The 12136-nt window shown below is 62.7% G+C and carries 9 protein-coding genes; 2 read left to right on the forward strand and 7 right to left on the reverse strand.

Going from position 1 to position 12136, the window contains the following annotated elements; genetic code table 11:
* Positions 1-157 precede the first annotated feature (157 nt).
* The 4 genes from CFII68_RS00165 to speB form a co-directional block, all read right to left on the reverse strand.
* The gene (locus tag CFII68_RS00165; RefSeq protein ID WP_018614400.1) at positions 158-1546 is read right to left on the reverse strand and encodes a sodium:solute symporter; all 1389 of its coding nucleotides are present in this window, start codon (positions 1544-1546) and stop codon (positions 158-160) included.
* A gap of 158 nt (positions 1547-1704) precedes the next feature.
* Positions 1705-3249, reverse strand: coding sequence for a cytosine permease (locus CFII68_RS00160; RefSeq protein ID WP_235862426.1), 1545 nt, complete (start codon positions 3247-3249; stop codon positions 1705-1707).
* A 49-nt stretch (positions 3250-3298) separates the two neighbouring features.
* A complete protein-coding gene (locus tag CFII68_RS00155; RefSeq protein WP_018614404.1) occupies positions 3299-3706 on the reverse strand; it encodes a nuclear transport factor 2 family protein in 408 nt (135 codons plus the stop codon).
* 9 nt (positions 3707-3715) lie between these two features.
* Complete coding sequence (speB, locus tag CFII68_RS00150; RefSeq protein ID WP_018614406.1) at positions 3716-4666, reverse strand: agmatinase; 951 nt, start codon at positions 4664-4666, stop codon at positions 3716-3718.
* A gap of 306 nt (positions 4667-4972) precedes the next feature.
* Here speB and CFII68_RS00145 point away from each other — a divergent pair, with 306 nt between their 5' ends.
* Together CFII68_RS00145 and CFII68_RS00140 are read left to right on the forward strand one after the other, a co-directional pair.
* A complete protein-coding gene (locus tag CFII68_RS00145) occupies positions 4973-5866 on the forward strand; it encodes a LysR family transcriptional regulator (RefSeq protein ID WP_003184133.1) in 894 nt (297 codons plus the stop codon).
* Between the two features lie 2 nt (positions 5867-5868).
* Positions 5869-6465 (forward strand): tRNA-uridine aminocarboxypropyltransferase, encoded by a 597-nt coding sequence (locus CFII68_RS00140; protein WP_018614408.1) that lies wholly within the window; start codon positions 5869-5871, stop codon positions 6463-6465.
* 151 nt (positions 6466-6616) lie between these two features.
* Here CFII68_RS00140 and CFII68_RS00135 read toward each other — a convergent pair whose 3' ends face one another.
* The 3 genes from CFII68_RS00135 to CFII68_RS00125 form a co-directional block, all read right to left on the reverse strand.
* Positions 6617-7981 carry an HlyD family type I secretion periplasmic adaptor subunit gene (locus CFII68_RS00135; RefSeq protein WP_018614410.1) on the reverse strand — a complete coding sequence of 455 codons (1365 nt, stop codon included), beginning with the start codon at positions 7979-7981 and terminating at the stop codon, positions 6617-6619.
* Between the two features lie 234 nt (positions 7982-8215).
* On the reverse strand, positions 8216-10375 hold the full coding sequence (locus tag CFII68_RS00130; RefSeq protein WP_018614412.1) for a type I secretion system permease/ATPase: 2160 nt from the start codon (positions 10373-10375) through the stop codon (positions 8216-8218).
* Positions 10376-10406: 31 nt separating this feature from the next.
* Positions 10407-11765, reverse strand: coding sequence for a TolC family outer membrane protein (locus tag CFII68_RS00125; RefSeq protein WP_018614414.1), 1359 nt, complete (start codon positions 11763-11765; stop codon positions 10407-10409).
* Between the last annotated feature and the right edge of the window lie 371 nt (positions 11766-12136).

Here is a 12136-nt window from a genome sequence, read left to right on the forward strand (position 1 = left end):
TGTGGCGAGGGGATTTATCCCCGCTGGGCTGCGCAGCAGCCCTAAAGCAGTGGGCTCAATCTTCCTGGCACACCGGATTGCCTGGATTGGGGCTGCTTCACGCCCAGCGGGGATAAATCCCCTCGCCACAAGTGTGTTCGGCTTGATTCGGTTTCGCTCAAACCACCTTGGCCACCGCACTCGGCCGTGGCGACAACAAGCTCACCAGCACAAAACTCACCAGCGCCACGCTCAGGCTGTAGTAGATCGGCGTGTTGGCGTCCAGGCCGTCCTTGAGCATGAAGAGCAGCGCGGTCAAAAAACCCAACGACATGCTGGTGATCGCGCCGGCGGTGGTGGCGCGTTTCCAGTAGATGGCGCCGATCAGCGGGATCAGCATGCCGCCCACCAACAGGTTGTAGGCCAGGGTCAGGGCGCTGATGACGTCGCTGACCACCAGGGCGATCACCAAGACCACCACGCCCATCAGCAGGGTCGCGATGCGGTTCTCGTGGACGTCGCCACTGCCACTCTCACGGCCCTGGCGCAGACGGGGCAGCAAGTCCTGGACGACCGTGGTGGACGCTGCGAGCAGGCCCGCCGCGGCGGTGGACATCAAGGCCGCCAGGGCCGCGGCGATCACCAAGCCACGAATGCCGTTGGGCAGGCTGGTCTGCACCACGCTGGCGAACGCGTTGTTGACGTTCTCCAGGTCCGGCAGCAGGACCTTGGCCGCCATGCCGATCAACGCCCCGGCCAGGCCGTACAGCACGCAGTACAGGCCGGCGGCGGTGCCGGCGACTTTGGCCACGCCTTCGCTGCGGGCGGTGAACACCCGCTGCCAGATGTCCTGGCCGATGAAGATGCCGAAGAAGTAGATCAGGAAGTAGGTGAGGATGGTGTCCCAACCAATCGCGGTGAAGTCGAAGTAGCTGGCCGGCAAGGCCGCCACCATCGCATCCCAGCCGCCGGCATCGGCGATGGACATCGGCATCAGCAGGAACACCAGGCCAACGGTCATGATCAGAAATTGCACGATGTCGGTGAGGGTCAGCGACCACATGCCGCCGATGGTGGAATACAGCACCACCACGCCACCGCCCACCAGGATCGACACCCAGAACGGCAGGCCGAACAGCACCTGCATCACGGTGCCGATGGCGATGGTCGAGGTGGCGCCGATCATCAGCGCATAAACCAGCATGATCAACGCACTGGCCTGGCGCGCGGCCGGGTTGTAGCGGCGCTCCAGCACTTGGGTCACGGTGTAGATCTTCAGCTTGAGCAACGGCTTGGCGAGGAACAGGCTGAGGCCGACGATGCCCAGGCCAATGGCGCCGCACAACCAGAATCCGGAAATGCCGTAGACGTAGCCCAGGCGCACGGTGCCAATGGTGGACGCACCGCCCAGGACGGTGGCGGCCATGGTGCCCAGGTAGAAGCCCGGGCCGAGGTTGCGCCCGGCGACCAGGTAGTCGTCACGGGTCTTGGCGCGGCGCATGCCGTACCAGCCGAGGGCGATCATGCCGGCGGCGTAGATGAGAACGACGATTAAGTCCAAAGCCATGGTGGCGTGTCTCCGATTGTCTTTTTTGTAGGAAGTCGAGATGGCGCCGTGGACAGATGGAGTTGTGGCGAGGGGATTTAGCGAAACGTCGCACCGCCCCGCTGGGCTGCGAAGCAGCCCCAAAACAGCCAACTCAATCTGTCAGGCACACCGAGATGTCAGGATTTGGGAGCGCTGCGCGCTCCAGCGGGGATAAATCCCCTCGCCACAGGTTCAGCGCTCGGCGAGACCGAACCCTTGCTCCGCGGATCCCCCGGCCCATACACCGCCGCCGGCTCTGGAAACAGCCCCAGCAACACCAGGTACACCACCGACGCCAGGCCCAGGGTCACGGGCAGGCTGATGTCGATCCCACCGGCCAGTTCCCCCAGCGGCCCGACGAACTGCCCCGGCAGGTTGACGAAGCACAACCCCACCAGCGCGCTGGGGATCCATGCCCCCAGGCCGCGCCAGTTCCAGCCGTGGCTGAACCAGTAGCGCCCGCCGGTTTCGCCGCGGGTGAACACTTGCAGGTCATCCGGGCAGTAGAAGCCACGGCGCACCAGCAGGCCGATGATCATGATCACCATCCACGGCGTGGTGCAGGTGATGATCAGCACGGCGAAGGTCGAGACGCTCTGCACTAGGTTCGCCGCAAAGCGCCCGATGAAGATGAAGGCAATCGACAGCACGCCGATCAGCAGCGTCGCCTTGACCCGCGACAGCACCCGTGGAAACACGCTGGACATGTCCAGGCCGGTGCCATACAGCGACGTGGTGCCGGTGGACATGCCGCCGATCACCGCGATCAGGCACACCGGCAGGAAGAACCACCCCGGCGAGACCGCCAGCAGCCCGCCCACGTAGTTGTTGGCCGCGATGTAGTCCGGCGCCTTGATCGCCACGATGGTGGCGGTGGCGAGGCCGAACAGGAACGGGATCAACGTTGCCAGTTGCGCAGCGATCACGGCCAGCATGATGCGGCGCTTGGGCGTGTTGCGGGGGATGTAGCGCGACCAGTCGCCCAGGAACGCCCCGAAGGAAATCGGATTGCTCATGGCCACCAGCGCCGCGCCGATGAACGCTGCCCAGAAGCCCGGCTGGCCGAGGCTGACCGTGCCGGCGAATTGGCTGTCGAAAGTCGGTGCGAAGGCCAGGATGCCCAGCAAAAACAGTAGGCTGGCCGCCCATACGGCGATGCGGTTGACCCACAACATGAAGCGGAAGCCGTAGATGCATACCGTCAACACCAGCAGGGCGAACAGGCCGTAGGCCAGGCCCAGGCTCAGGTCGGTTTCCGGCACGCCGATCAGCCGCTTGGCCCCGCCGATCAACGCATCGCCCGAGCTCCATACCGACAGCGAGAAGAACGCGATGGCGGTCAGCAACGAGAGGAACGAGCCGACGATTCGCCCGTGCACACCGAAGTGTGCCCCGGAAGAAACGGCGTTGTTGGTGCCGTTGAGCGGGCCGAACAGGCCCATCGGCGCGAGAATGATCGAACCGACCAATACGCCCAGCACAATCGCCCAGACCCCGGCCTGGAATGACAGGCCGAACAGCACTGGGAAACTGCCAAGCACGGCGGTGGCGAAGGTGTTGGCACCGCCGAAAATCAGGCGAAACAGGTCGCCCGGACCGGCGCTGCGTTCGTGGTCGGGGATCTGCTCGACCCCGTTGGTTTCAATGTGCGTAAGGCTTTTATCGTTATTGTTATTCATGATCTGCTCCGATCATCGAGGCGCATTCATCGTGTGTGAATGTCGCCTGTTGCTAAGGGGATGGCAGCCCTTCCGGCATTGCGGACAAATGTTCGTGACAGGCCAGCCATAGGCCTTGTTGTTCTTGGCGAAACACAATGGTTTCGCGCTCCTGGCTAAAGTGCTGCTCCCCTTGCATGCGCAGCTCGGTGGCCACGTCATGGATGAAAATCGCCACGTCCCCTTGCAGGCTGACGAAGGCGTTGCTCGAAGTGCAATTGAGCACCTCGAAGCCATCCTCGGACCGCCAGCGATCCCACAACGCCTGGTAGGCATCGCGTGACAGCAGGGGCTGTTCGAGGGTGTAGAACACGAAACTCGCATCGGCCGTGAACGCGCCGAAGTAGGCGTCGCGGTCATTGCGGGCGAAGGCCGACACCAATTCGGCGGCGGCCTTGAGAACCTGATCTCGATCGTTCATGACCGCACCTCAGCGATGAACCACGCCGGGCAATACGCAGAGCATCTCGTACAGCAGGTTGGCGCCCAGCAGCGAGGTGTTGCCGGTGGTGTCGTACGGCGGCGAGACTTCTACCAGATCGCAACCGACCAGGTCGAGGCCCTGGCAGCCACGGACGATTTCGATCGCCTGGATGGTGGTCAGGCCGCCGATTTCCGGAGTGCCGGTGCCTGGCGCCCAGGCCGGGTCGATACCGTCGATGTCGAAGCTCAGGTACACCGGGCCGCCGCCGACTTTCTCACGTACTTCGGCCATCAGCGGGGCCAGGGATTTGTGCCAGCACTCTTCGGCCTGGACCACGCGGAAACCCTGGTTGCGGCTCCAGTTGAAATCATCGGCGGTGTAGCCCTGGGCCCGCAGGCCGATCTGCACTACGCGGTTGCAATCGAGCAAGCCTTCTTCCACGGCGCGGCGGAAGGTGGTGCCGTGGGCGATTTTCTCGCCGAACATGTGGTCGTTCACATCGGCGTGGGCGTCGATGTGCACCAGGCCGACCTTGCCGTGTTTCTTGTGGATGGCCCGCAGGATCGGCAGGGTGATGGTGTGGTCGCCGCCCAGGGTCAGGGGGATGACGTTGTGTTCGAGGATCTTGTGGTACGACTCCTCGATGATCCGCACCGCGTCCAGCAGGTTGAAGGTGTTGATCGGCACGTCGCCGATGTCGGCCACCGACAGCGAGTCGAACGGCGCGGCGCCAGTGGCCATGTTGTAGGGGCGGATCATCACGGATTCGGCGCGGATCTCACGCGGCCCGAAACGGGTGCCGGCGCGCAGGGAGGTGCCGATGTCCAGCGGCACGCCGACGAAGGCAGCGTCCAGGCCGGCAGCGGTTTGCAAATGGGGGAGTCGCATCATGGTGGCGATGCCGCCGAAGCGCGGCATTTCGTTGCCGCCCAGTGGTTGGTGAAGAATCTTGTCCACGGGTAGGGCCTCATCGTTGTTTTATTTATCAGGGGCCGATTCTGCGAAAAGCCATTGCCGTGAAGAATCGCTGGCGGCAAATACTTAGTTCAGATTTTTCTAAACTAATGGCGGGTGGGGCGATAGACTCTCGCGATTGATGAGGTTAATGGTGGGTGCAAGCCTGTGGGAGCAAGGCTTGCCCGCGATGAGGTTCATGCGGTTTCCTCTGGAACCGAGGCGCCTGTATCGCGAGCAAGCTTTGCTCCCACAGATAAATCCCCTCGCCACAAATGTGCATTGACCTGCTTGTATGGAGACACCCCCATGGCCAACGCTCTACCCGACCTGAAACTACTGCGCATTTTTGTCAGCGTGGTCCGGCATCAGGGGTTCGCCAATGCCCAGCACGAACTCAACCTGTCCACGTCGGCCATCAGCACCTACATGAGTCAGTTGGAATCGGCCCTGGGCCTGGTGCTGTGTCATCGTGGCCGGGGTGGGTTCAGCCTGACCAGCAAGGGCGAGTTGTTCCATCAGGAAACCTTGCGCCTGTTGGGCGAGCTCGAAGGGTTCGAGCAGTACGCGGCAGCGCTCAAGGGTGAACTGCGCGGCACGCTGAACCTGGGAGTGATTGACTCCACCGTCAGCGACAAGGCCTTGCCGTTCGCCGAAGCCATCGGTGCCTACAGCCAGGAGCATCCGGCGGTGCATTTGCACCTGTCGGTCATGAGCCCTTACGAGCTGCAACTCGGCGTGCAGGACAACCGCCTGGACCTGGCCATCGGTGCGTTCTCCACGCGCATGAGCGGGCTGGTCTACATGCCGCTGTACCGTGAGCAGCACTGGTTGTATTGCAGCAACCGCCACCCGCTGTTCAACGAGCGGCGCATCCCCGAACAAGTCATCACCCAGCAGCGCATGGTCGGGCGCGGTTACTGGAGCCAGGCCGAACTGGCTCGCCACGGCTTCAAGCACAGCGCGGCGACGGTGGAGAGCATGGAGGCGCAGTTGATCCTGGTGTTGTCCGGCGCCTACGTCGGTTACCTGCCCGAGCACTACGCCCAGGCTTGGGTGGACAAGGGCGACTTGCGCGTGCTGCTGCCGGCGACCTTCGGCTATCAGGCGCCGTTTTCGATGATCGTGCGCCGTGGCCGCAGCCGCGAGCCGCTGATCCAGACCTTCCGCGATTTGCTCAAAGCTCAACTGAATCAGGCCTGACCATGTCCAGAACTCAATGCCCGCGCTGCCAACGACCGCAAAGCCACTGTCTGTGCCCGTTGATCCCCAGCCTCGACAGCCGCACCCGTGTCTTGCTGTTGCAGCATCCCAGCGAAGTGAACCATGCCTTGAACACCGCCCGCTTGGCGGCGTTGGGGCTTAACAACGCTGAACTGATCGTGGGCGAGGTGTTCGAGGATTTGCCCAGTTTGCTCAATCAACCGGGTTATCAGGCACGGTTGTTGTTTCCGGCTGACGATGCACAGCCGTTGCAGGCGTATGCGCCTTCCGATGAGCCGTTGCTGCTGGTCGTGCCCGACGGCACCTGGCGCAAGGCGCGCAAGCTGCTGCACCTCAACCCGCTGCTGGCGGCGCTGCCGAGGGTGACATTGGCCGAGGGCGGGGTGTCCCGTTACCGCTTGCGCAAGGCACCGGGGCCGGGAGCTTTGTCGACGCTGGAGGCGATTGTCCAGGCGTTGCAGGTGCTTGAGGCGCCGGCGAGCTTCGAGGGGTTGCTGAGGCCGTTCGAGGCGTTGATCGAGGGGCAGATTGCGGCGATGGGGGAGGAGACGTTTCGGCGTAACCATGCTGGGAAATAAGTCGTGACTGTGCTGGCTTCATCGCGAGCAGGCTCGCTCCCACAGTTGATCTCCAGTGCATGCAAAAATCTGCTAACACCACAGAACCAATGTGGGAGCGAGCCTGCTCGCGATAGCGGTAGAGCAATCAAAGAAAGTCTCAGCTTAAGGCCTATCGCTCGCGCATCGCCTCGGTCCGCGCCTTCAATACCGGCTTGAGTAAGTAATCCAGGACACTTTTCTCCCCGGTGATGATGTCCACCGTCGCCACCATCCCCGGAATGATCAGCAATGGTTTGGCATCCCCACCCAAGTGATTTTTATCGGTACGCACCTGGATCAGGTAGAAGCTGTTGCCCTTGTCGTCGGTGATGGTGTCGGCGCCGATCAGTTCGAGCTTGGCGCTCATCCCGCCGTAGATCGTGTAGTCGTAGGCGCTGAATTTGACCATGGCTTTCTGGCCTGGGTGCAGGAACGCCACGTCCTGAGGGCGGACCTTGGCTTCGATCAGCAGGTTGTCTTCCAGGGGCACGATTTCCACCATGTCGTTGCCCGGCTGCACCACGCCGCCGATGGTGTTGACCTTCAGTTGCTTGATCACCCCATGCACCGGCGAGACGACGGTGGTGCGGGTCACGCGGTCGTCGATGGCGATGCTCGAGGCGGTGATTTTCGACAGTTCGGTGCGTTTCTCATTGAGGTCCTTGGCCGCCTCGGAACGGAAGGTCTGTTCCGATTCGTCGATCTTGCTCTTGATCTCGTTGATCGCCGATTCGGCTCGGGGAATAGCCAGGGTGGTGGCGTTGAGCGAGCCGCGGATTTCCACCGCGCTGCGCTTGAGCCGCAGGATCTCCACCGGCGACACCGCCCCGGTGCGCACCAGCGGGGCGGACATGTTCATTTCTTCTTGCAGCAAGGCCAGGGCCGAGCTGAACTGGCCTTGCTTGGAGCGAAATTCCGCCAGCTCCTGGGTCTTCTGCCGCAGTTGTTCGGTCAGGGTGCGTTGTTCGCTGGCCAGGCGCCGTTGCCGTTGTTCGTATAGTGAGCGCTCATCCTCGGCCACTTGCGGGGCCTTGGCGATCACCTCGGCCGAAAGATTGAACGGCCGGCCCTCGGCCTCGGCCGACAGGCGCTCGACCTGGGCCGTTAGCGCATAGCGGTCGGCCTCGCTTTCGCCCTTGTTCGACAGGAAGCGCGTGTCGTCCAGGCGCAGCAGGGTGTCGCCCTTGTTCACCATCTGGCCTTCACGGACGAAAATCTCAGTGACGATGCCGCCCTCCAGGTTCTGGATCACCTGGATCTTGCTCGACGGAATCGCCTTGCCTTCGCCGGTGGTGACTTCCTGCAACACCGCGAACTTCGCCCAGACCAGCCCCGTGATGATCAACCCGGCGGCCAGCCACACGGTCACCCGCGAGCGGCGGGGCGAATCCTGCAGCGTGGCGCCAGCGGTTTCCGGCATGAACTCGCTTTCGGCGCTTTTGCTGAAACTGCCGAAGTAGCTTCGGGCGGCTGAATCCGGTGTTTGAGCAGACATGGGGCGGTACCCGTTGGTTAGAGAAAATAAAACCGAACACATCCCTGTGGCTTGAGAGGGTTATCTGTGGGAGCAAGGCTTTTGTGGGAGCAAGGCTTGCCCGCGATACAGGCGCCTCGGTTCCAGTGAGACCGCATCAGCTTCATCGCGGGCAAGCCTTGTTCCCACACAAACCTGTTCCCACACAAACCTGTTCCCACACAAACCTTGCTCCCACAGATTGCGGTGTTGTTTCTATACCGCCGCAGAGCCCACCCGTCCCTTGCGCAGCGCATCGATCACCGCCTCTTTCGGCCCATCCGCCACGATCCGGCCGTTATCCAGCACCACCAAGCGGTCCACCAGGCTCAGCATCGAGGTGCGGTGGGTGACCAGCAGCACGGTCTTGCCCTGTACATGGGTATGAAGCTTTTGCCGCAAAACGTCTTCGCTGCTGTTGTCCATGGCGCTGGTGGGTTCGTCCAGCAACAGGATCGGCGGGTCGAGCAGCAAGGCCCGGGCCAGCAGCACGGCCTGGCGTTGGCCACCGGAGAGCAGTTGCCCGCGCTCGCCCACCGGGCGGTCGAAGCCTTGGGGATGCTGGCGCGCCAGTTCGGTGACACCGGTCAGTTCCGCCACTTCCAGCATGCGCGCGTCGCTGACGTAGCGGGCGCCCAGGGTGAGATTGTCCCGCAGGCTGCCGGCCAGCAGCGGCAGGTCATGGGCGACGTAGCCGATCTGTTGGCGCAGGTCGGCGACGTCCAGTTGTCGCAGGTCCAGGCCGTCCAGCAGCAGTTGGCCTTCCTCCGGCGCATAGAAACCCATCACCAGGCGCGCCAGGGTGCTCTTGCCCGAGCCACTGCGGCCGATGATCCCGACCCGTTCGCCGGGTTTAAGGCTGAAACTGATATTGGCCAGCGCCGGGGCATTCTGGCCGTTGTAGTGGAAGGTCACGCCGTTGACGTCCAGCGCGCCCTGCAACTGGGTGCGATCCAGGGGCCGCTGCTTGGCGTCACGCTCCTGGGGCAAGGCCATCAGGGCATCGGTGCTGCGCATGGTGAGCTGGGCTTGCTGGTAACGGGTGATCAGTCCGGCGATCTGCCCGAGCGGGGCGAGCACCCGGCTGCCGAGCATGTAGGTCGCCACCAGCGCGCCGACGCTGAGGTTGCCGGCGATGATGCTGTAGACCCCGGCGACGATAGTCGCCATGCCCGCCAGTTGTTGCAGGAACAAGGTGCCGTTGGTCGCCAGTGCCGAGAGGTTGCGCGCGTGGCTGTCCAGGCGGGTGAGGGCGCCGTGGGTGCTTTCCCACTGATGTTGGCGCTCGCTCTCGGCGCTGCAGGCCTTGAGGGTTTCCAGGCCGCCGAGGGTTTCGATCAGCAGGGCCTGGCGCTGGGCGCCCAGGGCCAGGCTTTTTTGCACGGTGTCGCGCAGGCGCACCTGGATGATCATCGCGAAGACAATGGTGATCGGAAACGCCACCACCGGAATCACCACCAGCCAGCCGCCCAACAGGCCGATCACCACCAGCATCAGCAGGGCGAAGGGCAGGTCGATCAGGCTGGTGAGGGTCACCGCCGTGAGGAATTCGCGCAGGCCCTGGAAGTCGTGGATGCTCTGGGCGAAGCCGCCGATGGTCACTGGCTTGGCCTTCATCGCCATGCCGGTGATGCGTTCGAACAGGGTCGCGGAGAGAATCACGTCGGTTTTCTTGCCGGCGGTGTCCAGCAGATGGGCGCGCACCACCCGCAATACCAGTTCGAAACCGGTGCCGATCAACAGCCCCACGGCCAGCACCCACAAGGTCGACGTGGCCTGGTTCGGCACCACGCGGTCGTAGGTCTGCATGACGAACAGCGGCACCATCAGGCCTAGCAGGTTGATCAGGAAACTCGCCAGGATTGCGTCGCTGTACAGCCAGCGCGACAGTTTCAAGGTGTCGCGAAACCACGCCTCGACCCGCGGCACCAGGGGCGAGCGCAGGTCTTCGAGTTCATGGCGCGGCCGGGCGAACAAGGCCTGGCCACTGTAGTCGAGGGTCAGTTCCTCGCGGCTGACCCACTGTTCGCCGCCGTCGGCTTCGCTGGGCAGGATCAGCGCCTTGCCATCCTCGCCCCAGCGCCTGAGTACCGCACAGCGCCCGCTCGCCAGGATCAACATCACCGGCAGGTTCAGGGGGGAAATATCCGCCAGCTCACGACGCAACAGGCGCGCCTGCAAGCTTGCCCGGGCCGCTGCGCGCGGCAGCAGGTCCAGGCTCAAGCGTTGGTGCGCCATAGGAAGCCCGGCGCTGAGGCTGGCGCGACTGACCGTCGCACCATGGAGTTTGCAGAGGATCAACAGACCGTCCAGCAAGGGATCATCGAAGTTCAGGCGCGGGTCAGCGCTCGGGGTTGCGGGTTCCATGCTGGTCACGTCGGTTGCTCCCATATTTTTTCGAGGGGGGCTACTTCAGTTCCGGCAGCCGAGCCTGATTCTTGACTTCGGTCTGCGCGACCGCATCGGCCGGCAGCACGATCCGTTGTTTGTGCAACAGCAGGCCCATGTTCGCCAGCACCCGGTACATCGAGTACTCCTCGGTGTAACGCACCTCGGTGTAGCGACGGTTGGCGTTGTACAGCTCGTTTTCGCTGTCGAGCAGGTCGAGCAGGGTGCGCTGGCCGAGACCGAACTGATCCTGGTACGCGGCGCGCACGCGGGCGGTGGTGTCGGCATATTCGCGGGCGGTGGGGGTCTGTTTGCGGGCGTTGAGCATCGCGTTCCAGGCCAGGCGTGTGTCTTCGTTGAGCTGGCGCAGGGCATTGTTGCGGATGTCCATGGCCTGGTTGATCTGGTGGGCGTTGGACGCCAGCCGCGCCTTGTCGCTGCCACCGCGGAACAGGTTGTAGTTCATCACCACGCCGACCCGCCAGTTGTTGTCGTGGCCTTCTTCGCCACCGATGTTGTTATTGGCGCCCACCGCCGCCTCGGCGTCGAAGCGCGGGTAGAACGGCGACTTCGCCACTTCGTACTGGCTCTCGGCGGACTGTATGTCGGCCTGGGCCGATTTCAGGTACGGGTTGTTATCCACCATGCTTTGCTGGGCTTCGCGCAGGTCGGCGGGGAGTTCGCCTTTGGTCGAGGGCGGCGCTTCCAGTTCATCGGGCATGCGCCCGACCACGCTGTAGAAGTTCGCCTCGGCGTCGGCCAGGTCGACCTGGGCGGTGTCGTAGTTGTTTTCCGCCAGGGCCCGACGGGCATTGGACTGGTCGGAGTCGGCGTTGCTGCCTACCCCACGCTCGGTGCGCAGGCCGATCTGGTCGTTGACCCGCATGTGCGCTTGCAGGTTGTTCTTGGCCAGGGTCACCAGCTCGCGACGTTTGAGCACTTCCAGGTAGACCTCGATGGTGCGCAGTGCCAGATCCTGGGCGGTGCCCTGGGCGTAATAGGCCCGGGAGTTGACCACGCCCTGGGTGCGCTGCACTTCATTGGCGGTGTTGAACCCGTCGAAGATCATCTGCCGCAGGCGCAGCTCCGATTGGGTGTAGGTCAGGATATTGGTGTGGTGATTGCCCAAGGCCCGGGTGTTGGTGTTGTCGCTATAGCCACGACCGTAACCGGCATTGAGATCCACCGATGGGAAAAAGCCCCCTCGGGCGACTTTGACGTCTTCATTGGCCGACAGACGGCTGTCCACCCGTTGTGCCAGCTCCGGGTGAGTGGCGATGGTGCTCTGGATCGCTTCGGTCAAGGACAGGGCCTGCGCCTGAGAAGAGCAGGCCATGGCCAGCAAAACCGCGCTGCAGAGGGGGGTTAGAACGCGCATGGGGTGCATCTCCTGAGGTCTGTAGTGCTTCGCTTGTCGCCAATATATTGACGTATTTAAGATCAAAACCGTTTCAACCTTGTAACAACACAGCTAAGAACATCCTGAGCAAAACCTAAGAAGAATTTCTCATAAGGCTTATGCCGAAAAAAACTTATGTGCTTGAAAAAAACCGGCACATTGTTCAAAGCGAAAGCCTTTGAATCTGCGGGTTCCGACGGCTTTTAGGCGTCAATAAAAGTTCCATGCAGATTTTTAAACGACGTGAAGAAGTGCCGAAAGGGCGATGTGTGAGGCGGTTTTAGGTGACGGTTTTTTGTCGTTTTGGCGAATTGCCAGCACTTTCTGCTTTCACGAAAGCTGGCAGATTT

The sequence above is a fragment of the Pseudomonas sp. CFII68 genome, from assembly GCF_000416195.1.
GTDB lineage: Bacteria > Pseudomonadota > Gammaproteobacteria > Pseudomonadales > Pseudomonadaceae > Aquipseudomonas > Aquipseudomonas kilonensis.

Bases quoted from the DNA above. Each gene is read 5' to 3' on its own strand.
- CFII68_RS00135 (WP_018614410.1), bottom strand. From the start codon at position 7,981: ATGTCTGCTCAAACACCGGATTCAGCCGCCCGAAGCTACTTCGGCAGT.
- CFII68_RS00125 (WP_018614414.1), bottom strand. From the start codon at position 11,765: ATGCGCGTTCTAACCCCCCTCTGCAGCGCGGTTTTGCTGGCCATGGCC.
- CFII68_RS00165 (WP_018614400.1), bottom strand. From the start codon at position 1,546: ATGGCTTTGGACTTAATCGTCGTTCTCATCTACGCCGCCGGCATGATC.
- CFII68_RS00145 (WP_003184133.1), top strand. From the start codon at position 4,973: ATGGCCAACGCTCTACCCGACCTGAAACTACTGCGCATTTTTGTCAGC.
- CFII68_RS00140 (WP_018614408.1), top strand. From the start codon at position 5,869: ATGTCCAGAACTCAATGCCCGCGCTGCCAACGACCGCAAAGCCACTGT.
- CFII68_RS00155 (WP_018614404.1), bottom strand. From the start codon at position 3,706: ATGAACGATCGAGATCAGGTTCTCAAGGCCGCCGCCGAATTGGTGTCG.